Here is a 25484-nt window from a genome sequence, read left to right on the forward strand (position 1 = left end):
CGGCGGCACGCGCGCGTACCGCAGATCGAGTAGTCGGTCCTCCGTATGCGGCAGGCGACAGTGCCACCTCCGGTACGACGACGTGAGGGCCCTCCCCGGGAGAGGCTGATCCGGGCGGCGGACGCGGGCGCAGATTTCCCCGGCGCGTCCGCCGCCCGCCATGGGGTCCAGGCCCCGCACCCGGAGAGGCCTATGACCAACCGACTGGAGTACCACCTGGGTCGCAGGCCCACCGCCACGGACGTACTCATGGTCCTGGGACTGTTCGGCACGGTCAGCGTCGGCGCCTCGATCGCCATCCCCGGCATCAGCCAGCCGGAGGAGAACTGGCCCGCCGTGGCGCTCGCCACGATCTCCTGCCTCAGCCAGCTCAAGTCCCGCACCCATCCGCGCGCGGGAGTCGTCGTGGCCACGGTCTGTACGGTGATCACCCTCGCCCTGGGCTATCTGCTGACCCCCCTGCTGCTCGCGCCGCTCATGATCGCCCTGTACCGGCTGGCCGCCGCCACCGACCCCGCGACCACCCGCGTGTACGGCGCCCTGACGATGGCCGTGGTGGTCACCTCCGGGGTGTTCGACGCGCCCTCGACCGGCATCCTGCTGCTGCGCACCGTCGGACCCGTGCTGTGGCTGATGCTGCCCCTGGTCGGCGGCGGCCGGGACCGGCTGCGCCGTGACTACACCGACTCCGTGCAGGCCCGTGCCTCCTACGCCGAGCGCACCCGCGAGGAGGAGGCCCGGCTGCGGGTCGCCGAGGAACGGATGCGGATCGCCCGTGAACTCCACGACGTCGTCGCCCACCACATGGCCGTCGCCAACGCCCAGGCCGGCACCGCCCGTCACCTCGCGCCCAACCACCCCGAACAGGCGATGAGACTCCTCGACGAGCTGTCGGTCACCACATCGTCCGCGCTCCTCGAACTCCGGGCCACAGTGGGGGTGTTGCGCCAGACCGGCGACCCCGACACCGACCCCCTGGAACCCGCGCCCGGCCTGGACCGCCTGCCCGAGCTGATCGCGAGCTGCGAGACCGCCGGTGTCGAGGTCACCGTCACGACCGAAGGGGAGCCCCGGCCGCTGTCACCGGGCGTGGACCTCACGGCGTACCGGATCGTCCAGGAGGCCCTCACCAACGTCACCAAGCACGGCGCGGGCAACGGGGCCCGTATCCGGCTCACCTACTCCGGCTCCCGGCTGCTCGTCTCCGTCACCAACGACGCGTCCGCCGGCGCGCCCTCGGTGCCCGGAGGCGGCTACGGCCTGATGGGCATGCGCGAACGCGCCCACTCCGTCGGCGGCGACCTGCACGCCGGGCCCCGCCCGGAGGGCGGCTTCGAGGTGGCGACGGCACTGCCGCTGCACTCCACGGCCCCGGAGAGGAAGCCGCTGCACTCCATCGCCCCGGAGGGGAGGACCCGGTGAGCACGGGAGGGCGGGGGACGGTCGCAGTCGCCCTCGTGCTCACCGGAGCCGGTGCGTGGGCGGACGCCGTGGTCCGGGCCACGGATCATGGCGGGGTCCGCGTGTCAGAATGGGACGACCCGTTCTCCGTACGCCCTTCATCGAGGTCCTGCCGTGTCCCAGCCCGCCGGTCGCGTGCCGCAGCGAAGCAACGCACGGTCCAACCGGGCGCGCATCCTGGCCACCGCCCGCCAGGAACTGGGGCGGAACCCCGACATCACCCTGGAGGAGCTGGCCCGCGCCTCCGGTGTCGTCAGGCGCACCCTCTTCGGTCACTTCCCCGGCCGGGCGGCCCTCCTGGAGGCACTGGCAGAGGAGGCCGCCGACGCTCTCCGGGACGCCGTGGCGGTCGGGACGAAGGCGGCCGAACCCGCCGAACCCGCCGAACGGGCGCTCGCGCACTTCTCGTTGTCGATGTGGCCGGTCGGCGACCGCTACCGGATGCTCCTCGCGCTCGCCCAGCGGGACCTGGGCAGGGCACGCGTCGCCGAACTCCTGCAGCCCGCCCGCGTCAAGATCACGGCCATCGTCGAACGCGGCCAGCGGGAAGGCGTCTTCGAGGCCCATCTGGCGCCCGGGGTGCTCAGCGCCGCGCTGGAGGCGATGACGATCGCGCTGCTGGAGGAGGTCAACACCGGGGCCCTGGAGGACGACGGGACCCGGGTGGCCGTCGCGCTGCTCATCGCGGCCGGGGTGCCGGCGAAGCGGGCGCGTGAAGTGGTCGCGGACGTGGCGGCCGAGGTGGTCGACGTGGTCGAGGTCGCCGACGACGACTGAGATCGTCGCTGCCTGCCTGGCTGGCGGCAGATGGCGGCCAAGGTACGAACAGACCCCGGCGCGCGGGCGCCGGGGTCTTCGCGTCTGTGTGTGGGGGTGACGTGAGAAGGGGACGGTGCCGGGCGTCCCCTCCCGGCACCGTTCACCTGGGCCGTGCGCCGCTCAGGCACGGCCCGTATCGGGGTGTGAGGCCGGGAAGGATTCCCGGCCTCGGGGGTGTGGCTCAGGCGGAGTGCACGGTCGTGGTGTCCGTCGCCGACTCAGCTGTCTCAGTCGTCTCAGCAGACTCGATCGTGTCAGCCGACTCAGCCGTCTCGGTCGACTGAGCCGTCTCTGTGGTCTCGGCCGACTTGGTCGTCTCAGCCGTCTTCTGCGGAGCGCCCTTCGTGCTGCGTCCCCGGCCCGGCAGGACCGCGATGACGATCAGGGTTCCGGCGGCCATGATGATCGCGCCGATCAGGCTGGTGTGGGCGATGGCATGGGCGAAGGACTCGTGGACCGCGCCGAGGAGGCTCTGGGCCTGCTGGGCGCCGCCCTGGGGGTTCTTCGCGACCTGCTCGGCGACCGCGACGCCGCCGCCCACCGAGTCCTTGGCGGTGTCCAGCGCGTCGGCCGGGAGCTGCCCGCCGACCAGGCCGACAAGCTTGTCCTTGTACGAGGTGGCCAGGAGCGAGCCGAGGATCGCGATGCCCAGCGAGGCACCGAGTTCGAGCGCGGTGTCGTTGGCGCCGCCGCCCACGCCCAGCTCCGACTCGGGGAACGACCCCATGATGGTGTCCGTCGCCGGGGCCAGGCTCAGGCCGATCGCGAAGCCGAGCATCAGCAGCGGCGCCAGGAAGTCGCCGTACGTCGAGCCGGACTCGATCAGCGTGAGCAGGAACACGCCCGCCGTACCGATCACCATGCCCGTGCCGACCACCGCCTTCACGCCCAGCTTCGGGGCGAGCCGCCCGGTCACCGCGGCGCCGACGAAGACGGCACCGGCCAGCGGCAGCAGCCGTACACCGGTCTCCAGGGCGTTGTAGTCGAGGACGAACTGCAGGAACTGCGTGGAGTAGTAGATCGAGCCGAAGGTGCCGAAGAAGAAGAACAGCACCGCGAGCATCGAGCCGCTGAAGGGGCGCTCCGCGAACTTGCGCACGTTCAGCATGGGGTGCGGGTGCCGCAGCTCCCAGGCGACGAAGGCCAGCAGACCGACACCGGCGACCACGGCCGCGCCGATCGGGCCGGCTCCCCAGCCGAAGTGCGGGCCCTCGATGGTCGCGTACACCAGGGAACCGACGGAGACGATCGACAGCAGACCGCCGACGTAGTCGATGCGGCCCATCGCCGCGGCCTTCGACGGCGGCACCAGGAGCAGCGCGCCGACGACACCGAGGACGGCGATCGGCACGTTCATCAGGAAGGTGGAGCCCCAGGCGTGGCTCTCCAGCAGCCAGCCCGCGGCCAGCGGCCCGACGGCGATGGCGAGGCCGGAGGTGGCTGACCAGGCCGTGATCGCCTTGGCGCGCTCGGCGCGCGGGAAGATCGCCACCAGCAGGGACAGCGTGGCCGGCATGACGACGGCGGCGCCGACGCCCATGACCGCGCGTGCCGTGACGACCAGCGAGGTCTCGTCGACCAGCCCGCCCATCACCGCCCCGCCCGCGAAGATCAGCAGCCCGAGGACCAGCGCGCCCCGGCGGCTGTACTTGTCGCCGATCGAGCCCAGGACGAGCATCAGCGCGGCGTACGGGACGGTGTAGCCGTCGATGACCCACTGCAGGTCGCTGCTGGACAGGCCCAGGTCCCGGGTCATGTCCGGCGCCGCCACGATCAGCGACGTGTTCGCCATCACGACGATCAGCAGGCTCAGACAGAGCACCAGCAGGGCCCACCAGCGCCGGGGATAGGGCTCCGTCATCTTCTCGGCGGGTGTGTTCACAACGAGCGGCATCGAAAACTCCATGGTGGGGGCGCGAAGCGGCGGCTTCGGCGGCGCCGCGAGCACTTAATTGCTCAATGATGTGTAGATTAGTTTGTTGCTCGCTGATGTGCAAATAGCGCCCGGAGAGGATCCGCCCATGTACCAGCACCTGTCCCGCCATGAGCCGACGGCGAGGGGGAGGCGCCGCATCGCCCTCTGTATGGTCATCCCCCCCGCCGGGACTGGCGAAGATCGCCGCGGTGCCGTTCATGCGCCGGGCGACGGCACACCTCGGCATGTCCCCGGGCTCCTGTCGGATCATCGGCGTGCTGGAGGCGGTCGGCGGCGCCGGACTGCTGCTCGGACCGGCCTTCGCCCCGGTCGGGGTGGCCGCCGCGACCGGGACGGCCCTGCTGATGTACGGCGCGGCTGCGGCCCTCGCCGTGTTCACGGCAGCCGCCGCCTGACGGCCCGAGGCGTACGGGTCCCGCGTCGGCCCGGTGGCCGTGCGTGTCACATCCGCGCCCCACGTCCGGTCATACGGCTGGAAGCAGTGCACGACCCGGCCGACCCGAGGAACGCACATGACGACGCTGGACGGGCGACCCGCGAGCGGGACCGTACGCGCGGACACCGACGCCGCCCCACAGGTCCCCGCCGGAGCGCCGGACGCCCACCGGGAGACCGCCGCCCAGGTGGCCGATCGGCTCGGCGTCGTGCCAGGGGTAGGCCTGAGTACGGGTCAGGTCGGCGAGCGCACGGCGGCGGTCGGTACCAACCAGCTGTCCGAACCGGTCCGCCGCCCCGAGTGGCTGAAGTTCCTCGACCAGTTCCGCAACTGGCTCATCGTCGTCCTGCTGATCGCCGCCGTGGTCGCCGGAGCGGTCGGCGACCTCAGGGACGCGGTCGTGATCACCGTCGTCCTGCAGATCAACGCCGTGCTCGGCTACTGGCAGGAGCGCCGCGCCGAACGCAGCCTGGAGGCGCTGCGCCGGATGCTCGTGCCCACGGCCAGGGTCCGCCGCGACGGCACCGAACAGGTCGTGGAGGCCCGGCTCCTCGTACCCGGCGACGTGGTCCTGCTGGAGGCCGGCGACCGTGTCCCGGCCGACGGCCGGCTGACCGTCGCGGAATCGGTCGAGGCCGACGAGGCCGCCCTGACCGGCGAGTCCCAGCCGGTCGCCAAGAGCGTCAAGGCAGTCGAACCTACCTCGACCGCCCCGGTACCCCTCGCCGAGCGCACCAGCATGCTGTTCATGAACACCGCCCTGACCCGGGGCCGCGCCGAGCTGATCGTCACCGCCACCGGTATGCGCACCGAAGTCGGCGCCATAGCCGAGGCGTTGCGCACCGGGACGGAACCCCCGAGCCCGCTCCAGGTCCAACTCGACAGCCTGGGCAGCCGGTTGGCGCTGCTGAGCGGCGTCGCGGTCGTCGCCTACGCCCTGAGCGCCTGGATACGCGGCGAGCCCCTCTCCGACATCGCGTTGCAGGCGGTCGCCCTGGCCGTCGCCGCGATCCCCGAGGGCCTGCCCGCCGTACTGGCCCTCACCCTCGCCCTCGGTGTGCACCGCATGGCCCAGCGCGGCGCCATCGTCAAACGGCTCGCGTCGGTGGAGTCGCTGGGCGCCGCCACCGTCGTATGCAGCGACAAGACCGGCACCCTCACCCTCAACGAGATGACCGCCCGCACCCTGTGGACCGCCGGGAGGCTCTACGACGTCACGGGCGAGGGCTACGGGACGACAGGCGCCGTCCGCCGCCACGGAGCCCCCGACACCCCGCCCGCCGCCGACACGACTCCCGCCGACGACCTGCGTGCCGCCGTGCTGCCCTTCGCCCTCTGCAACGACGCACACCTGAACGGCGGTTACTACATCGGTGACCCGACCGAGGCCGCCCTGGTCGTCCTCGCGGCCAAGGCCGGCGTGGACGCCGACTGGACACGCGGCGAGCTGCCGCGCGTGGGCGAGCTGCCCTTCGACGGCGCCACCAAGTACATGGCCACCTTCCACACCGGGCCGGACGGACGTACGCGGGTCCAGGTGAAGGGCGCGGTCGACGTCCTTCTGGGCCTGTGCACCGACGTCCTCACCCAGGGCGGAACGCACGCCCTCGACGCGGCACACCGGGCCGAGATACTCGCCGTGACGGCCCGCTTCGGCGGCGCCGGGCTGCGGGTGCTGGGCGCGGCCACCGCCGAACTGAACGGCATGCCGGGCGAGTTCACCCCGGCCGCGCTGCCCGGGCTGACCCTGGTGTCGGTCGCCGGGATCGCCGACCCGCCCCGGCCACAGGCCCGGGACGCCATCGCGCTGTGCCGTACGGCGGGCGTGGCCGTGAAGATGATCACCGGGGACCACGCCGACACCGCCGCCGCCATCGCCCGCGAGCTGGACATCACCGGTGACGTCATGACCGGCGCCGAGCTGGAGCGGCTGACGGAGGCACAGCTCGCCGAACGCGTCGACGGCACAGGGGTGTTCGCCCGGGTCGCCCCGGAGCACAAGGTCCTGATCGTCCGCGCGCTGACGGACCGGGGGCACATCGTCGCCATGACCGGGGACGGGGTCAACGACGCCGCCGCGCTCAAGGCCGCCCACATCGGCGTGGCCATGGGCGTCACCGGCACGGATGTCGCCAAGGAGGCCGCCGACATGGTCCTCACCGACGACGACTTCGCCACGATCGTGCGCGCCGTCCGCGAGGGACGGGCCATCTACGCCAACATCGTCAAGTTCGTCCGCTTCCAGCTCGCCACCAACATCGGCGCCATCCTGACCCTCCTCAGCGCCTCCCTCGCCGGACTGCCCACCCCGCTCACAGCGGCCCAACTCCTGTGGATCAACATCATCATGGACGGCCCGCCCGCCATGGCCCTCGCCGTCGACCCGGCCCGCGACGACGTGATGCGCCGTCCACCCCGCGACCCGCGCGAGCGCATCCTGGACGCCCGCAGACTCCTCGCCATCGGCTGGGCCGGCGCCGTCATGGCCGCCGGGACGGTGACACTCTTCGCCGTCGCCCGCTCGTACGTCGCCGCCGACACCGCCCTGACCATGGCGTTCACCACCTTCGTCCTGTTCCAGCTGTGCAACGCCCTCGGCGCCCGCACGGACGACGGCCCGGTCCTGGGCCGCTTCCAGCTCCACAACCGCGCGCTGTGGCTGTGTCTGGCCGGAGTTCTCGTCGTGCAGGTCGCCGTCGTCCAACTACCTTGGGCCGCAACGGTGTTCGGCACCGTGCCGCTGACCGTGGGCCAGTGGGCCCTGTGCCTGGGCACCGCCTCCACCGTGCTGCTCGCCGAGTACGCCCTGCGCGCCGTACGGCCGGCGCCCGCAACCACCGTTGTCACACCGTGGCGCGCTGACCTGTCAAGGTGACCGACGGACGAGAGAGCAGAGGGAACCATGCGTGAGATCCTGATCGTCGGCGGTGGCTACGCGGGCTTCTACACCGCGTGGGGCCTGGAGAAGTCGCTGCGGGCGGGCGAGGCGAGGGTCACGGTCGTCGACCCGCGCCCCTACATGACGTACCAGCCCTTCCTGCCGGAGGTGACCGCCGGTTCGGTCGAGGCCCGCCACGCCGCCGTCGCCCTGCGGCGTCATCTGCGCCGGACCCGGCTGATCGCGGGCAGCGTGACGAACGTCCGGCACAGCGACCGCACGGTCACCGTCCGCCCGGCGGACGGCGCCGACTACGAACTGGCCTACGACATCCTGGTCGTCACCGCGGGCGCGGTGACGCGGACCTTCCCCATCCCCGGACTGGCGCGGACGGCCATCGGCCTCAAGCACGTCGAGGAGGCCGTCGCCATCCGGGACCGGCTGCTGACCGCGTTCGACCAGGCGGCGAACCTGCCGCCGGGCCCCGAGCGCCGCAAGCTGCTCACCGTCACCTTCGTCGGCGGCGGGTTCTCCGGCGTCGAAGGCTTCGGCGAACTGCTGTCCCTGGCGACCGCGCTGCTCAAGTACTACCCCGAACTCGGCCCGGACGACCTGTCCTTCCACCTGGTCGAGGCCCGCGACCGCATCCTGCCCGAGGTGAGCGACCGGCCGGGGGAGTGGGTGGTCCGCGACCTCGAACGCCGGGGCGCCCACGTGCACCTGAACACCCAGCTCACCTCCGCCGAGGACGGACACATCGTGCTCTCCACCGGAGAGGAGTTCGACTCGGAACTCGTCGTCTGGACCGCGGGCAACGCCTCGAACCCGGTCGTACGCCGCCACACGGACCTGCCCGTCGACGAGCGGGGCCTGCTCGTGGTCCGCGCCGACCTGCGCGTGGGCACCGACGACGAGCCGCTGCCGGACGTGTGGGCGGCCGGCGACGACGCGGCCGTGCCCGACCTGGCCCTGCCGATCCCGGGTGCGCGCACGGTGCCCAACGCCCAGCACGCCGTACGGCAGGGCAGGCTGCTCGCGAAGAACATCGCGGCCCAGCTGCACGGCCGCCGGGTCCGGGACTACCGGCACGGCAGCCTCGGCGTGGTCGCGACGCTGGGACTGGGGCGCGGCATCTTCCAGTACCGGAGCATCGTCATCAAGGGGCTGCCCGCCTGGCTGATGCACCGGGGTTATCACGTCCTGGCCGTGCCGACCTGGGAGCGCAAGATCCGGGTGCTCACGGTCTGGCTCACCGCGGCCCTGTTCGGCCGGGATCTCGTCTCCCTGGCCTCCGTTCAGCACCCACGGGACGCGTTCGTCGCCAGTGGCGAGACGCGGCCCGCCGCCCTCTCTGGAGCAGACCATGGACGCACGTGAGGAGGCCGCACGCGGCCTGACCGACATCGAGACGTTCCTCTACCGGGAAGCCCATCTGCACGCCGCCCACCAGCGGGTGGCGGACTTCGTCGGGCGCGAGCCCGGGCTGACCCCGGAGCAGCGGACCCACATCGAGCGCTGGTACCTCGACGAACAGACCTATGTGGCCCGCATGGTGACGGACCACATCGCCGACAGCATCGGCGCGGTGCACGCCCAGCACCGCGTCCGCCTCGGCCGCTGGCTGCGCGGCACGATGATCGCGATGGCCCTGATCACCACCGTACTGGTCGGGCTGTGCGTGGTCATCGTGCGATCGGTGAGCTGACCGGACGGGGACAGGGGCAGGGAACGGTGACGGGGGGCGGCTATGACCGTCCCGCGCGGTACAGGCCCCGGCCCGCCCGCCGCACCCGGGAGGCGCCGACCAGCCGGTCGAGGGTGCTGCGCACGGCGTTGATGGTGCCGCTGTCGGTGTCCCGGCCGAGGGCCGCCGCCACATCGCGGGCCCGCACCTCGACGTCGCCGATACCGGCGAAGTACTCCATGATCTGTTCCGTCAGCCTGCCGTACGACTTCTGCCCGTCCGTCTCCGTGTCCGTCTCCGTGGGCTCGCCGGCCGGTGTCGGCTGCTCGTGGATCAGGGGCTGGAGGGCGGTGAGGGTCCGCTGCACCGAGCCGAGATGGGCCACGACCGCGGCCAACTCCCTTTCCAGCGCCTGTTTCTGGATGCGCAGCCGGGCCAGGTCCTCCTGGAGGCTCTCAGCGGTGACCTCGATGCTGTTCGCTCTTGGGGAGGCCATGGATGGCTACCTCGTCTTCCTCTCGGTGACTCGCTCTGACGCGTAAGGCCCCAGACGGATCCCGCAGTTTACCAACGGACGCACCCACACGGTGTGTCCGGAGAACACATGTTGTCCCGGCAGTGTCACAGAAACGGCCTCCGCCCGGTCTAGAGGAGCAGACCACCGGAGGAACGGAGACCGCTGGACCATGGATGCCGAACCGTCCCCCATGACGAGTGACAGGGAAGAGGGTGACCTTGAGGACGCAGTCGCCGTCTTCGTGCGGCACCGCAGCCGGCTCTTCGGAATCGCCTACCGGGTGCTCGGCAGCGCGGTGGAGGCCGAGGACGTCGTCCAGGAGGTGTGGCTGCGCTGGCAGCGGACCGACCGGTCCGTGGTGCTCAGCCCGGTCGCCTTCCTCTCCAGCGCCACGACCCGGCTGGCCATCAACGTCGCCCAGTCGGCGCGGGTGCGCAGGGAGACGTACATCGGGCCGTGGCTGCCCGAACCCGTCGACACCAGCGCGGACCCGGAGCTGGGCGCACAGCGCGCCGAGGCCCTCGAACTGGCCCTGCTGCTGGTGCTGGAGAGACTGAGCCCCGCCGAACGCGCCGCGTACGTCCTGCGCGAGGCCTTCGACTACGCCTATCCGGAGATAGCCCAGATCCTCCAGCTCAGCCTCGTCAACGTACGGAAGATCGTGAGCCGGGCCCGCAAGCACCTTTCGGAGGAGCAGCGGGGGAGCGTGGACACGGCGGAGCACCGGCGGCTGCTCAGTGTCTTCGTCGCGGCGGCCAGGACCGGGGACGTGGCGTCCCTGGAGGCCCTGCTCACCCCCGACACCGTCAGCCTGTCCGACGGCAACGGCATGCGGGGCTGTGCGCGCATCCCGGTGCTGGGCCGGGCGCGGGTGGCCAAGATGGTGACGTATCCGAGGCTGTGGCGGGACGCGGAGCCCGCGCTGGTCCAGGCGAACGGCTCCACGGGCGTGCTGGTGCGGCGGGAGGGCCGGGCCATCGCGTTCATGACCATGGCGGCCTCGGAGGCGGGCATCCACCAGCTGATGTGGGTGTTCAGCCCGGACAAGATCGCCGCGTTCCTCGGTTCGCGCGCCCGCTTCGCGGCGCCCGGAATCGCCGGGGCGGGCGGTGTGTGACCGGCGCTGTCAGGTGCCGGTCGGCCGGTTCCAGGAGCGGAGCTTGTCGGGGTTGAGGACGACCCAGACCTGGGCGACGTGCCGGCCGGCGATGTCGAGGCTGATGACGGCGGCGACCTGCCCGCCGTAGCGGACGACAAGGCCCGTACCGCCGTTGACGGCGTGCGTGGTCACCGTGGTGCGCGGGCGGTCGGCCAGGAGCGTCAGCAGACTCCGCGCGATCCGCCGGTTGCCGTGCACGGGCCTGGTCAGGGCCCGCACCTTGCCGCCGCCGTCGAAGAACGCGGTGGCGTCCGCGCACAGCAGTGACGCCAGCGACTCGGCGTCCCCGCCCGCGCAGGCCCGGCGTACGGCGCGGACGACGGCGTCCTGTTCGGCCGGTGTCGTGGGCCGGGAGCGCCGCAGCCGCAGACTGAGGCGGGCCCGGTCGGCCAGTTCGGCGCACTCCGGTTCCGTCCGCCCCACGACGTCGGCGACCGCCTCCGGTGCCAGCCCGAAGACGTCGTTGAGCACGAACGCGGCCCGCTCGGCCGGGGACAGCAGGTTCAGCGCGTGCAGCAGCACCCGGCCGACCTCCTCCTCCAGCCGCGCCCCGGCGACCTCCGGCGTGCCCGCGCGCGGGAGGGCGAGCCGGCCCAGGCAGATCCCGCCCGCGGTCTTCGCGAGCCAGGACCGGGGCGCGGTGATGCGATGGCGCTCGGCGTCGGTCAGCGCGTACCACCGGCGGTAGGTCTCCTCGACGACCCGCTCCGCGCCGCCCGGACTGCCCAGCATCCAGTAGGCGACGTCCAGGAGATACCGCCGCTCGTCGAGCAGTTCCGCGATCGGCACCGCGTCGGCATGGTCCATGCAGTGGCCCTTCTCTCCGAACCGTTTCCCGGCTCCGTCCGATTGACCGGACACCCGGGGACCTTGTGACACGGGCGGGAGTGTCACACCCGCGGCGCTTGCCCGGTCTCATCTGACAGCCCCCGCGAATTCCCGTGGAGCGGAGAAAATCCATGATCGCGTCTCGGGGCCTCCTGCCGAACGACGAACTCCGGAGGACTGATTCCCCATGGCTGCTGACCGAGGCGACTATGCCGTGCGATGGCGCGAACGTGCGGCCTGTCTGCGCGTCGACGACCCCGATCTGTTCTTCCCCATCGGAACAAGCGGCCTGACGCTCACCCAGGTCGACGAGGCGAAAGCGGTCTGCCATCGCTGCCCCGTCGAGGAGCAGTGCCTCAACTGGGCCCTGTACGTGGGGCACGTGGAAGGAATCTGGGGCGGTACGACGGAGAGCGAACGCCGTGCGATGCGGCGCCGCGGACTGTGCCGGACCGGCGAAACGGTCACCTCGGCGGCGTGACGGGCCGGCCGTGTTCCTTCTTCTCCTCGTGCCCTTCACGGGCTCTTTCGGCGATTCATGAATGGTGGCAGAGGCATGGCTGACGGGATTCCGGAAAACGACGTACGGCCGGCGGCCAAGGGCGAAAAGGTCGCCGAATGGTTCGGCGGACGCCTCGGTGTTCCCGGCTCGGTCCGGGCGAAAGCGCGGAAGGCGTTCCCGGACCACTGGTCGTTCCTGCTGGGCGAGATATGCCTCTACAGTTTCGTCGTCATCGTCGTGACCGGCGTCTATCTGACGCTGTACTTCCACCCCTCCATGGCACAGGTCGAGTACCAGGGCAGTTACGAGCCGCTCCGGGGACAGTTGGTGTCGGAGGCGTTCGACTCGACGATGCACATCTCCTTCGACGTCCGGGGCGGACTGCTGATCCGGCAGGCCCACCACTGGGCGGCGCTCGTGTTCGTCGCCGCGATGCTCGCGCACATGATGCGGGTGTTCTTCACCGGCGCCTTCCGCAAGCCCCGCGAACTCAACTGGACGTTCGGTTTCCTGCTGCTGGTCCTCGGCATGTTCGGCGGCCTGACGGGCTACGACCTCCCGGACGACCTGCTGTCCGGCACGGGACTCGCCGTCGTGAACGGCACCATCCTGTCGATCCCGATCGTCGGCACCTACCTGTCGATGTTCCTCTTCGGCGGCGAGTTCCCCGGCGAGGACCTGGTGGCCCGCTTCAACACGATCCACGTACTGATCATCCCGGCGCTGATGGTGGGGCTCCTGATCGCCCATCTGATCCTGGTCCTGCTGCACCGGCACACGCGCTACCCGGGTCCGGGACGGAACAACAGGAACGCCGTGGGCCTGCCGCCGAAGGTAAAGGCCCTGAAATCCGCGGGGTTCTTCTTCCTGGTCTCCGGTGTCGTCTTCGTGATGGCGGCCCTCGCACAGATCAACCCCGTCTGGCTGTACGGCCCTTACCGCCCCGACCAGGTCTCGGCCGGGTCGCAGCCCGACTGGTACATGGGCGTGGCGGACGGGCTGCTGCGGGTCATGCCGGGCTGGGAGGTCACCCTCGGGGGCCACACCCTGGCCCTGGACAACCTGATCCCGCTGCTGGCGGGCGTCGGTTTCTTCCTCGCCCTGGGCGCCTACCCGTTCATCGAGGCCTGGGTGACCGGCGACGACCGCGACCAGCACCTTCTCGACCGGCCGCGCAACCGGCCGGTGCGGACGGCACTCGGGGTCGCGTGGCTCAGCTTCTACCTGGTGGCGCTGATCGGCGCCGCGAACGACATCATCGCCCTCCGCCTCCATGTCTCCGTCAACGCGGTGACCTGGGCGGTCCGTATCGGCCTGTTCGTCGTGCCGGTCGCGGCCTTCGTGGTGGCGAAGAGGTTCGCCCTCGGCCTGCAGCGCCGGGACCGGGACAAGGTGCTGCACGGCCGCGAGACCGGCATCGTCAAACGGCTGCCGCACGGCGAGTTCGTCGAGGTGCACGAGCCGCTCGGCCGGGAACAGCTCCACGCCCTCACCCGGCACGAGCAGTACGAGCCGATCGGCCCGGGTCCCTCCGCGAACGGTCCCTCCGCGAACGGCGACGGCCCGAAGGCCGGAGCGCGGTTCGCCCGGCGGCTGCGCGTCAGGCTCAGCCGCGGCCTCTACGGCGAGGGCACGCAGATCGCCAAGCCGACCGCCCAGGAGTACCGGGAGTACCAGGAGATCACCGGCGAACACCGGGGCTGACACCCCTGGGCGGGGGAACCGTCAGTACCCGCCGGCCGTGTCCGACGCGGCCTCGGCGAGGACCCGCTCCAGGTCGGTGAGGTCACCGGTCCCGGCCGCCGCGAGGAAGGTCTCGACGAGCCGCCGGTGCGCGACCGAGTCCACGGGCTGTCGGCGGTGGCCGGAGACGAGCCGCTGCTGGGCGCGGACGACCTGCTGCCGCGCGTTGGCGGCGCTCAGCCCCAGCACCTCGGAGATCCGCCCGTACGGACAGCCGAACCCCTCGCGCAGGACATAGGCCGCGCGCTGCCTGGGCGTCAGTGTCTCCATCAGCAGGAGCACAGCCCGCTCGACGGCGTCCCGCCGCTCGGCCACCGCCTCCGGGGTCACCCGGTCGTCCAGCAGGTCCGGGAGCCACGGGCTGGCGCAGGACTCCCGGCGCCGCCAGGCGGACTGGACGACGTTCAGGGCCAGCCGGACGGTCGTCGTCCTGAGCAGCGCCGACGGGTTCAGGACGAGCGCGCGGTCCGTGCGCTGCCAGCGCAGCCACGCCTCCTGGAGGACGTCCTCGGCGTCGTTCGCGTCGCCGAGGATCCGGTTGGCGATCCGGAACAGCCCGGGTCTGGCGCGCACGAACACCGACGTCGCGGTTTCCAGGTCACCGAGGACCGGGCCGGCCGTCGTAGCGGCTGCCTCGCGGCCCTGCCCGACTGAGGGCGCATACGTGTCCACGACCGGCTCCTCTGCTCCGGGGACAACGGCTCAGGGACTGCGCTCCCAGCGTCACGCCCGGGTGTCCCCGAGCGCGCCCCGTGGAACCCGTAGGACGACCCGTGGTCGTGCCCCGGCACACCCCTGGCCGGGCCGCCGGCACGGGTGCCTGTCACACCTTCGGTACGTGCCCTGTCATACGGGTGACGTGGGTGATGCCCGCCGACCCGAGGAGTGCCGTGATGACGAAGCACGTTCTTGAGACCGCGGCTCAGGAACTCGCGGACACGACGTCCGTCCCGCCCTTCCCGCACGAGCTGGGCCCCGAGGGCGCCCGCAAGTTCCTGGACGCCCTGCAGTCGGCGCCCGTGGCCGGGCCCGAGGTGGAGGAGCGGTGGCTCACGGTGCCCGCCGGGACAGGCGACGTACCCGTCCGGATCGTGCGGCCCGTCGGCTGCCCGGGGCCCCTGCCGGTCGTCCTGTACCTGCACGGCGGGGGCTGGGTCATGGGCAACGCCGGCACCCATGACTGGCTGGTGCGCGAGCTGGCCGTCGGGGCGCGTGCGGCCGTCGTCTTCGTGGAGTACGACCGGGCGCCCGAGGCCAGGTACCCGGTCGCCCTGGAGCAGGCCTACGCGACGGCCCGCTGGATCACCGGGCAGGGCGCGGCGTCCGGCCTGGACGCCGCCCGGCTGGCCGTCGCCGGGGACTGCGCGGGCGGCAACCTGGCCGCGGCCCTCACCCTGCTGGCCAAGCGGCGCGGGGACGTGACCTTCGTGCACCAGTCGCTGTACTACCCGGTCACCGACGCGGCCCAGGACACCGCGAGCTACCGGGAGTTCGCGGACGGCCCCTACCTCACGGCGCGGGCCATGGCCTGGTTCTGGGACTGCTACACCACCGACCCGGCCCAGCGCGCGGAGATCACCGCCTCACCGCTGCGGGCCGGCCTGGCCGAGCTGGCGGGGCTGCCGCCCGCGCTCGTCATCGTCGACGGCGGCGACGTACTGCGGGACGAGGGCGAGGCGTACGCCCGCAGGCTCACCCAGGCCGACGTACCCACCGTGAGCATCCGCGTCAACGGCGCCCCGCACGACTTCATGATGCTCGACGCCCTCCGGGGCACCCGGGCGGCCACGGCCGCGCTGGACCAGGCGATCCACACCCTGCGCACCGCCCTCCACACCGTGTGAGCCGGAAGGTGTGTCACAGGTCGGACGGGAGTCCGGTCCTACTTGCGTAACCACCCGCGATTCAGCTGCCGCGACCGCTTCAACGCCCTGGTGAGAAAGGTTGATCATCGTGAGGGTCACTCGTCGAGGACAGGCCCCATGGAAACGCTTCGGCTTCGGCGGCCACCCGGCGCCTACCGAGCCGGAGCCGACCGGTCTGCACTCCCTGCCCCGCCCCGTGGCGGTCGTGGTGGGCGCCGGTGGTGTGCTCGGGGCGGCACACGTCGGTGTCGGGTACGCGCTGGAGAAACGCGGCTTCGTCCCCGACATGATCATCGGAACCTCGGTGGGCGCCCTCAACGGAGCCATCGCGGCGGCCCACCCCGACCGGGCCGCACCCTGGCTCGACCACGTGTGGACCCAGCTGCGCCGCCGCGAGGTGTATCCGCTCGGCTACCTCTCCTCACGGACCAGCATCTTCACCGACCGCGGCCTGCGCCGCCTGATCGCCCGGGCCGGGCTGCCCGAACGGATCGAGCAACTCGCCGTCCCCTTCACCGCCGTGGCCATGGACCTCGTCACCGGCGCCCCCGTGCTGCTCGACAGCGGAGACCTGGAGTCCGCGCTGCTGGCCAGCGCGGCCATCCCCGGGGTGCTGCCGCCGGTCGAGCGCGGAGGCCGCACCCTCGTCGACGGCGGGGTCGTCGCCTACGTCCCTGTACTCGCCGCCCAGCAGGCGGGCGCCGCCAGTGTCGTCGTCGTGGCGACCGGGCCGGAGACCTCGCCGCTGCGCCCGGTCGACCCGCGCCGACGCGCCGGGGCGGTCGCCTCCCGGGCCGGGCTGCTGCTGTTGCGCCACCAGATCGAGCGCGATCTGCACGAAGTGTCCCGGCACTTGCCGACCGTGGTGCTCCCCACCGGCATCGAGACCTGGCCCGCCCCCTGGGACTTCCGCCACTCCCAGCGGCTGATCGGCACCGCCTCCGACACGGCCGGGCGCTTCCTCGACGGTCTGCGCGTCAGCGGTCCTGGCCTCTACCGGGTCGACCCGGCGGCATCCGTCCCGCTCGGCGGGGCGACCACTTCGTCCACCTTGGAGGCCGGCCTGTGAGCACCATCGCGTTCCTCAACATCGGTATGCACGGCCATGTCAACCCGACGCTGCCGGTCGTCGCCGAACTCGTCCGGCGCGGCCACACCGTCACCTACCACTCCTCGCCGGAGTTCCGGGACGAGATCGAGGCCGTCGGCGGCACCGTGCACCTCTACCGGGGCGGCGACCAGGCCTTCCCCGACCCGCCGACCCCGCTCACCTGGATGGAGGCGCTCGCGAACACCACCGTCCGCCGGCTGCCCGCCGTGCTCGACGACCTCCGGGCCGGACGGCCCGACGTGATCGTCCACGACAGCGCCTGTCTGTGGGGCGCCGTCGCCGCCCGTGAACTCGGGATCCCGGCCGTCTCGTCGTTCACCACCTTCGCCTTCAACCGGCATGTGCGGAGCCCCACCCGCGCCTCCCGGGACCTGCTGGCCGCCGCGGCCGGCCGGCCCCGCAGCCTCCAGGGCTATCTGCGGGCCCGGTGGCAGCTGCGCCGGCGCTTCGCCACCGGCGGGCTGCCCCTGTTCGACGTGGCGGACATCCGCCAGCCCCTCAACCTCGTCTACACCGCACGGGAGTTCCAGCCCGCAGCCGAGGACTTCGACGACTCCTACCGCTTCGTCGGCCCGAGCATCGGCGCCCGCCCCGCCGATCCGTCCTTCCCCTTCGACCGGCTCCAGGACCCGGTCCTGTACGCCTCCCTGGGCACGGTGTTCAACGCCGACCCGCAGCTCCTGCGCACCTTCGCGACCGCGCTCGCCCCGCTGGGCGGCACCGTGATCGTGTCCACCGGCCAGAGCGACCCCGACGCGCTCGGCCCGCTGCCCGCCAACGTCCTCGCCCGCCGCTTCGTACCGCAGCCCGAGGTGCTGGCCCGCGCGGCCCTCTTCGTCACCCACGGCGGCATGAACAGCGTCAACGAGGCCCTGTATGCGGGGGTCCCGCTGCTGGTCGTCCCGCAGGGCGCCGACCAGCCCATGGTCGCCCGGCGCGTCGCCGAACTCGGCGCCGGTCTGTCGCTGCGCACCGAGGACGTCGGGCGGAGCACCGTCCGCGCGCTGGCCCGGCGGCTGCTCCACGAGCCCGGGTTCCGGGCCGCCGCGAGCGACCTCAAGGCCGCCCAGCACCAGGCGGGCGGCTACCGGCGGGCCGCCGACGAACTGGAGCGGTACGCGAAGGCGGGCGGCCCGGACCGGCGGCCGGTGCCCGTCGACCGGCGGGGCGGGGCCGGCCGATGACGTCCCCCGTCCTCCTCCTGCTGCTGATCGCCGGACTGTCGGAGGCCGCCGGGCGCATCGTCCCGCTGGTCTCCCGCAGGCCCGGCATGTCCCGGACCTTCGTGGCCGGGCTCCTGGTGGCCGCCGGGCTCGTCGAGGCCACGGTGTTCGCCCTGTGGCCGCTCACCGCCTGGACCCTGGCCGAACTGGTCCTGTCCTCCGCACCACCCGGCAGCGGCCTGGAGTGGACGCCAGGACTGGTCGCCCCCCTCGTCCTCTCCGCCGTACTGGCGTTCCCGCTGCTCGGGCCCTTCCTCCACCTGGTCGTCTTCGTGGGCGTCGGCGCCGGTCTCGCCGACCCGCTGGCGACCGCGACCGGCCTCGGCTGGTGGAGCGCCGCCGGCTGCGTGGCCCTCGCGGGAGCCGGGCTCGGCGTCACCGTGGAGGGCGTTCGGCGGCTGGTCGTACGGCTCAGCGCGACCCGGCCCACGGAGACGATCGTATGAACGACTTCCTGCTCTGGGCCTGCCTCCTCGGACCGGCACTCATCGCCGAAGCCCTGCTGGCCCGCTACGAGGTGCTCGCCTACAGCGCGGGCTGGCGGGCCCCCGTGACCGAACTCCCCGAGGGCACCCCCTACGCCCGGGGCGCGGCGCCCGACCGGCCCCCGGCCGCCTACCTCGTCTACCTCGACGGCATCGGCAAACGCCGGGTCCGCGACACCCGGGACGGCGGCCAGCTCGTCAAGGCCGTGCTCGCCGGGGCGCCGGAGCTGCGGGTGCTGGGCCAGGTGCAGCCGTACTCGCCGCTGGCCGATCCGCTCGCCGACCGGCCCGTGTGGGCGTTGCTGCGCCGCCGGATCGGGCTGCTGCTGTTCCTGCACAACGTCATGCAGGTCTTCGTCGCCGCCGACCACCGCTACCGGCCCCTGTACAACCGGGCGGTCGGCTCCCAGATCGCCACCCAGCTTCGGCTCGCCGGTTACGAGCCCGGCAGCGGCATCCCCGTGGTGCTGCTCGGCTACAGCGGAGGTGCCCAGGTCGCCACCGGCGCCGTCGACGAACTGCACGCCCGGCTGCGCTGCCCGGTCGTGGTGATCACTCTCGGCGGGTTCCACAACGGCGCCAACGACCTCACCCACGCGGCACACGTGCACCGGCTCACCAGTGCGAGCGACCGGATCGAACGGGTCGGCACCTGGATCTTCCCGCAGCGCTGGCCCCTCTTCCGCCGCAGCGGTTGGAACCGGGCCGACCGCGCCGGGAAGATCACCGTGCACCGGCTCGACCCCGCCACCCACCTCGGTCCGCACAGCTACATCAGTCCCGAGGGCCTGCTGCCCGACGGCCGCAGCCACCTCGACCACACCACCGAGACGGTGATCGCCCTCATCCGCGCCCACCAGGGCACGACGGCGGAGACGGACCTCCCGCGACCGTAGCGAGCCGTATCGGGGCGGTACGGGGAGAGGCGTCTGTAAGGCATCCGCAAGGCGCGGAAATCCCGCGGGGACGGGCCTCGCCGGTCACACCCGCCCGTCCTTGCATTCTCAAGCACACCGGCGCGGCCATCCGGAGGCGTATTACGATACCGAGCGAAGGGCGTCGGACAGGAGAGCTGCCATGGCGAGGAGCGGTGCGGGAGCCGGACTCCTCGGAAGGCAGCACGAATGCCGGGCCCTCGACGACCTGCTGGCCGGCGCCCGCGCCCGCCGCAGCGGGGTCCTCGTCCTGCGCGGCGAGGCGGGCATCGGCAAGACCGCCCTGCTGAGGTACTTCCTCGGCCGCGCCACCGGCTGCCGCACAGTCAGGATCGGCGGCGTCCAGTCCGAGATGGAACTCTCCTACGCCGGACTGCACCAGCTCTGCGCCCCGCTGCTCGCCGGTCTCGACCAGCTGCCCGAGCCCCAACGGGACGCCCTGGGCACGGCGTTCGGGCTCCGTGGGGGCGCCGCGCCCGACCGCTTCCTCGTGGGACTGGCCGCCCTGAGCCTCATCGCGGACGCCGGTGGCGGCGAGCCGCTGGTCTGCCTCGTCGACGACGCCCAGTGGCTCGACCGGGCGTCGGCGCTGACCCTCGCGTTCGTCGCCCGGCGCCTGCTCGCGGAACCGGTGGCACTGGTCTTCGCCGTCCGTGAACTCGGCACCGGGGAGGCGCTCGTCGGGCTGCCCGAGCTGGCCGTGACGGGGCTGTCCGAGAGCGACTCCCGCGCACTTCTCGACTCCGTCGTCACCGGGCCCCTCGACCAGCGGGTGCGCGACCGGATCGTCGCCGAGTCGCGCGGCAACCCCCTGGCCCTGCTCGAACTGCCCCGCCGCCTGACCACGGCCGAGATGGCGGGCGGCTTCGGACGGCCCGAGGCCCAGTCCCTGCCGAGCCAGATCGAGCAGGACTTCCTGCACCGCGTCCAGGCCCTCCCGGCCGAGACGCAGCGCCTGCTGTTCACCGCCGCCGCCGAGCCGATCGGCGACGTGACCCTGCTCAGACGGGCCGCCCGGCTGCTGGACATCGACGTCGACACCGCCGTGTCGCACGCCGACGCGGCCGAGCTGATCACCCTCGGCACCTGGGTGCGCTTCCGGCACCCCCTGGTGCGCTCGGCCGCCTATCGCGCGGCGAGCCCGAAGGACCGGCGCGAGGCGCACAAGGCGCTCGCCGACGCGACCGACGCCCGCCTCGACCCCGACCGCCGCGCCTGGCACCTGGCCGCCGCCGCAGCCGGCCCCGACGAGACGGTGGCCGCCGAACTGGAACGCTCCGCGGGCCGCGCACAGGCCCGAGGCGGCATCTCCGCCGCAGCCGCCTTCCTCCAGCGCGCGGCCACCCTGACCCAGGAACCCGCCCTGCGGGCACAGCGCGCGATCGACGCCGCCCAGGCGAAACTCCAGGCCGGCGCCTTCGAACCGGCGGCGGCCCTGCTCACCACGGCGGAGGCCGGACCCCTCGACGAACTGGGCCGCGCCCGGGTCGACGTACTCAACGCCGGGATCGCCTTCGCCCAGAACCGGGGCAGCGAGGCCCCCTCACTGCTCCTCGCCGCCGCCCGCCGGTTCGGGCGGCTCGATCCCGCACTCGCCCGCGACACCTACCTGGACGCCGTCGCGGCGGCGATCTTCGCCGGACGCCTGGCCGACGGGCCCGGACTGCGCGAGGTGGGCGAGGAGGCCCGGAGCGCACCACCGCCCCCGCGGCCGGTACGACTGCCCGACCTGCTCCTGGACGCGGTCGCCGTGCGCCTCACCGACGGCTACCCGGCCTCGGTGCCGATGATGGAACGCGTCCTCGAAGCCTCCTGCGACGACGACATCCCCGTCCAGGAGGCGCTGCGCTGGCTCTGGCTCGCCGGGGTGATCGCCGCCGACCTGTGGGACGACGAACGCGGACATCTGCTGGCGGCCCGCCATCTGACGATCACCCGCCGGGCGGGGGCGCTCAGCGCGCTGCCCGACGTGCTCGAAGCCCGCGCGCACGTGCACCTCCTCGCCGGGGAGCTGACGGCGGTCGCGGCCCTGGTCGACGAGGTCGCGACGGTGTGCGCGGCGATCGGCAGCAACCCGACCCGCGTACTCCCGCTCGGCCTCGCCGCCTGGCAGGGCCGCGAGCAGGCGGCCCGTACGCTGATCGACGCGATCATGAGCGAGGCCGTACCGCGCGGCCAGGGCGCCGCCGTCACCGTCAGCCACTGGTACCGCGCCGTGCTCTGCAACGGCCTCGGCCAGTACGCGGAAGCCCTGGAGGCGGCCCGGGAGGCAGCCGCGTACCCGTGCGAGTTCGCGTCGCCGCGCTGGGGCCTGGTCGAGCTGATCGAGGCCGCCGTACGCAGCGGCGCACCCGAACCGGCGACCGCCGCGCTCGACCAACTCGCCGTCGCGACCAGGGCCAGCGGCACGGACTGGGCCCTCGGCGTGGAGGCGCGCTCCCGGGCGCTCCTGAGCGAGGGCGACACCGCGGAGCGCCTCTACCGCGAGGCGGTCGAACGGCTCGCGCGGACCCGGGTCCGGTTCGAGCTGGCCCGCGCGCACCTCCTGTACGGGGAGTGGCTGCGCCGGGAGAACCGCCGCGTCGACGCCCGCGCCCAACTGGGCGCCGCCCACGACCTGTTCGGCGAGATCGGCGCCGAGGCGTTCGCCGAGCGCGCCCGCGGCGAACTGCAGGCCACCGGGGCGAAGGTGCGCAACCACGTCGTCGCCACGCCCGCCGCCCTCACCGCGCAGGAGGCGCAGATCGCCCGGCTCGCCGGCGAGGGGCTCACCAACTCGGAGATCGGCGTCCAGCTCTTCATCAGCAGGCACACCGTCGAATGGCATCTGCGCAAGGTGTTCTCGAAGCTCGGCATCTCCTCCCGCAAGGAGATCCGCGCCCTGAGCCTCGAAGGCGAGGCGACACCGGCCTAACCGAGCCGGTGCAGGGCGTCCGTAATTTCCCGCATTCGTTCGTCGACGTCCACGAGTTCGCGGCGCAGTTCGTCGGCGCGGTTCTCCAGTTCGGTGGCTTCGGCGGCCAGTGAAACGACTGTGGCCGGAATTTCTCCCCGGTTCTCCGACTTCTCCGACTTCTCTGAGTTCTCCGAGTTCTCCGAAATCGTCGATTCCCTCCGGTCGGGCATGGCGAGCCATTTCCTCGTGTTCTTCGTGGACGGTGTTCCTGGCGGAATGTGGTCCCCCGCCCGTCGGCGGGGGACCACCGGCGGGACCGGCTACTTCTGCTGCGCGAGCCAGTCCGCGAACCGGGTCTCGGCGATCTGCGCGCCCGGCCCCGGGACGAGCGTGGACTCCTGCACCTCGGCGCCGGAGTAGGGGGCGTGCGGGTCCGTGACGACCTTTCGGGGGTCGCCCTTGGCGGCGAGGCCCTTGCGGATCAGCTCGTCGAGCTGGAAGACGTCCGGCCCGGCGATCTCCACCACGCCGCCCACGGGGGCGCCGACCGCGGTGCGGCCGACGGCCGCGGCCACGTCGTCGGAGTAGATGGGCTGGATCTTGACCGGGGCCAGCCGCACGGTGTCGCCCTCGGTCGACATGTCCGCGATCCCCTTCATGAACTCGAAGAACTGGGTCGCGTGCACGATGGAGTACGGAATCCCGGACTCCTTGATCAGCTCCTCCTGGACCTGCTTGGCGCGGAAGTAGCCGCTGTCCTGGAGCCGCTCGGTGCCGACCACCGACAGCGCCACGTGGTGGGTCACCCCGGCCTCGGTCTCCGCCTTGAGGAGGTTGGTCGTGGAGGTGCGGAAGAACTCCATGACGGCGTCGTCCGCGAAGGAGGGGGAGTTGGACACGTCGACCACGACCGACGCGCCCTCCAGTACCTCGGCCAGGCCCTCGCCCGTCAGCGTGTTGACGCCGGTGTTGGGCGCCGCCGCGACCGCCTCGTGGCCGTGCGCGTTGAGCTTCTCGACCACCTTCGAGCCGATGAGCCCGGTTCCACCGATGACTACGACCTTCATGACGGAATCCTTTCGGAGGTTTTCTGTGTACCAGAGGTTCTCTGTGTACTAGGAGAGACAGGACAGTGGCCGCGCTTGTGACACCGGTTTCGCGGCGATCGGGGAAATTCCGTCATTCGACGAGTTTTCCCTCGGTGGAGACATCCCCCATCAGTGAGGAGATCTCCTCTGGGATGGCCGGAATGCTCTCCCGGGTGATACCGGTCGTCGGCGACCAGACGAGATTGACCTGCAGTGCGGGGTCCGCCCCGGGGTAGTCGCTGCGGTTGTGGCAGCCCCGCGTCTCACGACGCTCCAGGGCCGCTTCCAGGGTGGCCCGGGCCGCCAGCGCGGCCGACCTGAGGTCGAAGGCGTGGGCGAGGTCCTGGTAGCCGGCGATGTCCGGGTGCACCCCGACGTCCTCCATCCGCTTCTCGATCACGGACAGCTCGGCCAGCCCGGCGCTCAGCCCCTCCTCGTCGCGTACGACACCCGCGTGCTCGGTCATCGTGTCGCGGATGGCGCGCTGCAGCGCCCGGACGTTCTCAGGACCGTCGGCCGCGAGCAGGTCGGCGATGTCCGCCCGGGCCCGCGCGACGGCCGCCGCCGACCGGGGCTGCGCCGTCAGCGACCGCGAGTACGCGGCAGCCGCCTGCCCCGTGATCCGGCCGAACACCAGCAGCTCGATGAGACTGTTCCCGCCGAGCCGGTTCGCGCCGTGCAGCCCGCTCGACGCCTCCCCGATGGCGTACAGACCGCGCACGTCCGTGCTGTGGTCCTCCGGCCGCACCCACACCCCGCCCATCGAGTAGTGGGCGGTCGGGGCGATCTCGATCGGCTCGCGGGTGATGTCGAGCATCTGCAGGTCGAGGAGGGTCTGGTAGACGCGGGGGAGCCGCGTCATGATCGTCTGCCGGGGCAGATGGGACACGTCGAGCCACACCCCGCCCTTCGGCGTCCCGCGCCCCTCCTTGATCTCCGTGTACGAGGCCAGCGCCACCCGGTCCCGTGTGGACAGCTCCATGCGGTCGGGGTCGTAGCGGGCCATGAACCGCTCCCCGAGCGCGTTGCGCAGGATGCCGCCCTCGCCCCGGGCCGCCTCGCTGACCAGGGTCCCGGCCGCGCTCTCCGGCTCGATGATCCCGGACGGATGGAACTGCACCAGCTCCGCGTCCCGCAGCCGCGCCCCCGCCTCCACGGCCAGCCGGAAGGAGTCCCCCGTGTTCTCGTCGCGCCGCGAGGAGGTACGCCGCCAGATCCGGGTGTGACCGCCCGCCGCCAGGACGACCGCGTCCGCGTGGATCAGGTACCGCTTGCCGTCGTGGAGGCCGAAGCCGTACGCGCCGAACACCGCGCCGTCGTGCACCAGCAGCCGGGTGATGTACACCCCGTCGAGCACGGGAATGCGCAGCTGCTCCGCGCGCCTGATCAGCGTGCGCTGGATCTCCAGTCCGGTGTAGTCGCCCGCGAAGGCGGTGCGCCGGAAGGTGTGCGCGCCGAAGAAGCGCTGGGAGATCCGGCCGTCCTCCTCCCGGGCGAAGGCCATGCCGTAGCGCTCCAGGTCGTCGATGCCCCGGGCGGCGCCCTGGGTGACGATCTCGGCGGTGCGCGGGTCGGCCAGCAGATAGCTCTCCTTGAGCGTGTCGGCCGCGTGCTGCTGCCAGCTGTCCTCGGGGTCCATGGTGGCCAGGGCCGCGTTGATCCCACCGGCGGCGAGCGCCGTGTGGGCGTCGTCCTTGGGACGCTTGCCGACCGCGAGGACGTCGATGCCGGACTCGGCCAGTTCGATCGCCGCCCGCAGCCCGGCGCCTCCCGTGCCGATGACCAGCACCGTGGTGGAGAGTTGTTGTTCGTCGATAGCCACCGTTCACTCCGATCGCCGGGGTTGTCACTGAGTACGACCAGTCCGTCCGGGGATCTGTGACACGCTGTGCCGCCGATGACACCGTTGTGCGCGACA

General features: G+C 72.3%; 22 protein-coding genes. 15 read left to right on the forward strand and 7 right to left on the reverse strand.

The features are described from left to right. The first annotated feature begins 192 nt into the window (after window positions 1-192). Both CW359_RS07600 and CW359_RS07605 read left to right on the forward strand, forming a co-directional pair. Window positions 193-1422 (forward strand): sensor histidine kinase, encoded by a 1230-nt coding sequence (locus CW359_RS07600; protein ID WP_105969003.1) that lies wholly within the window; start codon window positions 193-195, stop codon window positions 1420-1422. 153 nt (window positions 1423-1575) lie between these two features. Then, window positions 1576-2238 carry a TetR/AcrR family transcriptional regulator gene (locus CW359_RS07605; protein ID WP_198655127.1) on the forward strand — a complete coding sequence of 221 codons (663 nt, stop codon included), beginning with the start codon at window positions 1576-1578 and terminating at the stop codon, window positions 2236-2238. A 223-nt stretch (window positions 2239-2461) separates the two neighbouring features. Here the strand turns inward: CW359_RS07605 and CW359_RS07610 are convergent, their stop codons facing one another. After that, window positions 2462-4174 carry an MFS transporter gene (locus CW359_RS07610; RefSeq protein ID WP_105969005.1) on the reverse strand — a complete coding sequence of 571 codons (1713 nt, stop codon included), beginning with the start codon at window positions 4172-4174 and terminating at the stop codon, window positions 2462-2464. Between the two features lie 149 nt (window positions 4175-4323). Between CW359_RS07610 and CW359_RS07615 the strand changes: the two genes are divergently transcribed. The 4 genes from CW359_RS07615 (at window position 4324) to CW359_RS07630 (ending at window position 9235) form a co-directional block, all read left to right on the forward strand. Then, on the forward strand, window positions 4324-4611 hold the full coding sequence (locus CW359_RS07615) for a DoxX family protein (RefSeq protein ID WP_105969006.1): 288 nt from the start codon (window positions 4324-4326) through the stop codon (window positions 4609-4611). A 117-nt stretch (window positions 4612-4728) separates the two neighbouring features. Continuing rightward, complete coding sequence (locus tag CW359_RS07620) at window positions 4729-7527, forward strand: cation-translocating P-type ATPase (RefSeq protein WP_105969007.1); 2799 nt, start codon at window positions 4729-4731, stop codon at window positions 7525-7527. Window positions 7528-7554: 27 nt separating this feature from the next. Further along, the gene (locus CW359_RS07625) at window positions 7555-8907 is read left to right on the forward strand and encodes an NAD(P)/FAD-dependent oxidoreductase (RefSeq protein ID WP_105969008.1); all 1353 of its coding nucleotides are present in this window, start codon (window positions 7555-7557) and stop codon (window positions 8905-8907) included. Further along, entirely contained in the window at window positions 8894-9235 is a 342-nt protein-coding gene (locus CW359_RS07630; protein ID WP_105969009.1) for a hypothetical protein, read from the forward strand. The genes CW359_RS07625 and CW359_RS07630 overlap by 14 nt, the downstream gene beginning before the upstream one ends. Window positions 9236-9275: 40 nt before the next feature. Here the strand turns inward: CW359_RS07630 and CW359_RS07635 are convergent, their stop codons facing one another. Then, the gene (locus CW359_RS07635) at window positions 9276-9710 is read right to left on the reverse strand and encodes a hypothetical protein (protein ID WP_105969010.1); all 435 of its coding nucleotides are present in this window, start codon (window positions 9708-9710) and stop codon (window positions 9276-9278) included. A gap of 211 nt (window positions 9711-9921) precedes the next feature. Between CW359_RS07635 and CW359_RS07640 the strand changes: the two genes are divergently transcribed. Next, window positions 9922-10848, forward strand: coding sequence for a sigma-70 family RNA polymerase sigma factor (locus CW359_RS07640; protein WP_232838276.1), 927 nt, complete (start codon window positions 9922-9924; stop codon window positions 10846-10848). A gap of 9 nt (window positions 10849-10857) precedes the next feature. Here the strand turns inward: CW359_RS07640 and CW359_RS07645 are convergent, their stop codons facing one another. Continuing rightward, window positions 10858-11697, reverse strand: a complete 840-nt coding sequence (locus CW359_RS07645) for a sigma-70 family RNA polymerase sigma factor family protein (protein WP_105969012.1) — start codon at window positions 11695-11697, stop codon at window positions 10858-10860. A gap of 208 nt (window positions 11698-11905) precedes the next feature. On the opposite strand from CW359_RS07645, the gene CW359_RS07650 reads away from it, so the two are divergent. Both CW359_RS07650 and qcrB read left to right on the forward strand, forming a co-directional pair. Beyond that, on the forward strand, window positions 11906-12199 hold the full coding sequence (locus CW359_RS07650; protein ID WP_105969013.1) for a WhiB family transcriptional regulator: 294 nt from the start codon (window positions 11906-11908) through the stop codon (window positions 12197-12199). Between the two features lie 75 nt (window positions 12200-12274). Next, a complete protein-coding gene (gene qcrB, locus CW359_RS07655; protein ID WP_105969014.1) occupies window positions 12275-13924 on the forward strand; it encodes a cytochrome bc1 complex cytochrome b subunit in 1650 nt (549 codons plus the stop codon). 21 nt (window positions 13925-13945) lie between these two features. Here qcrB and CW359_RS07660 read toward each other — a convergent pair whose 3' ends face one another. Next, window positions 13946-14635 carry a sigma-70 family RNA polymerase sigma factor gene (locus CW359_RS07660; protein ID WP_105969015.1) on the reverse strand — a complete coding sequence of 230 codons (690 nt, stop codon included), beginning with the start codon at window positions 14633-14635 and terminating at the stop codon, window positions 13946-13948. A gap of 221 nt (window positions 14636-14856) precedes the next feature. On the opposite strand from CW359_RS07660, the gene CW359_RS07665 reads away from it, so the two are divergent. The 6 genes from CW359_RS07665 to CW359_RS07690 all read left to right on the forward strand — a co-directional run bounded on the left by CW359_RS07665 (window position 14857) and on the right by CW359_RS07690 (window position 22496). Continuing rightward, on the forward strand, window positions 14857-15807 hold the full coding sequence (locus CW359_RS07665) for an alpha/beta hydrolase (RefSeq protein WP_105969016.1): 951 nt from the start codon (window positions 14857-14859) through the stop codon (window positions 15805-15807). A gap of 109 nt (window positions 15808-15916) precedes the next feature. Beyond that, entirely contained in the window at window positions 15917-16897 is a 981-nt protein-coding gene (locus tag CW359_RS07670) for a patatin-like phospholipase family protein (RefSeq protein ID WP_232838277.1), read from the forward strand. Next, window positions 16894-18123 carry a macrolide family glycosyltransferase gene (locus tag CW359_RS07675; protein ID WP_105969018.1) on the forward strand — a complete coding sequence of 410 codons (1230 nt, stop codon included), beginning with the start codon at window positions 16894-16896 and terminating at the stop codon, window positions 18121-18123. Before CW359_RS07670 ends, CW359_RS07675 begins: the two co-directional genes overlap by 4 nt. Continuing rightward, window positions 18120-18608, forward strand: coding sequence for a hypothetical protein (locus CW359_RS07680; RefSeq protein WP_105969019.1), 489 nt, complete (start codon window positions 18120-18122; stop codon window positions 18606-18608). The genes CW359_RS07675 and CW359_RS07680 overlap by 4 nt, the downstream gene beginning before the upstream one ends. Next, window positions 18605-19543, forward strand: coding sequence for a hypothetical protein (locus CW359_RS07685; protein WP_105969020.1), 939 nt, complete (start codon window positions 18605-18607; stop codon window positions 19541-19543). The genes CW359_RS07680 and CW359_RS07685 overlap by 4 nt, the downstream gene beginning before the upstream one ends. Window positions 19544-19724: 181 nt before the next feature. Beyond that, on the forward strand, window positions 19725-22496 hold the full coding sequence (locus CW359_RS07690) for a helix-turn-helix transcriptional regulator (RefSeq protein ID WP_105969021.1): 2772 nt from the start codon (window positions 19725-19727) through the stop codon (window positions 22494-22496). On the opposite strand, the gene CW359_RS07695 is transcribed toward CW359_RS07690, so the two are convergent. The 3 genes from CW359_RS07695 to CW359_RS07705 form a co-directional block, all read right to left on the reverse strand. Further along, the gene (locus tag CW359_RS07695) at window positions 22493-22708 is read right to left on the reverse strand and encodes a hypothetical protein (protein WP_105969022.1); all 216 of its coding nucleotides are present in this window, start codon (window positions 22706-22708) and stop codon (window positions 22493-22495) included. The two genes, CW359_RS07690 and CW359_RS07695, sit on opposite strands and share 4 nt — an antisense overlap. A 90-nt stretch (window positions 22709-22798) precedes the next feature. Beyond that, window positions 22799-23545 carry an SDR family oxidoreductase gene (locus tag CW359_RS07700; RefSeq protein ID WP_105969023.1) on the reverse strand — a complete coding sequence of 249 codons (747 nt, stop codon included), beginning with the start codon at window positions 23543-23545 and terminating at the stop codon, window positions 22799-22801. 112 nt (window positions 23546-23657) lie between these two features. Further along, entirely contained in the window at window positions 23658-25388 is a 1731-nt protein-coding gene (locus tag CW359_RS07705; protein WP_105969024.1) for an L-aspartate oxidase, read from the reverse strand. Window positions 25389-25484 lie beyond the last annotated feature (96 nt).

This window comes from Streptomyces geranii, from assembly GCF_002954775.1.
GTDB lineage: Bacteria > Actinomycetota > Actinomycetes > Streptomycetales > Streptomycetaceae > Streptomyces > Streptomyces geranii.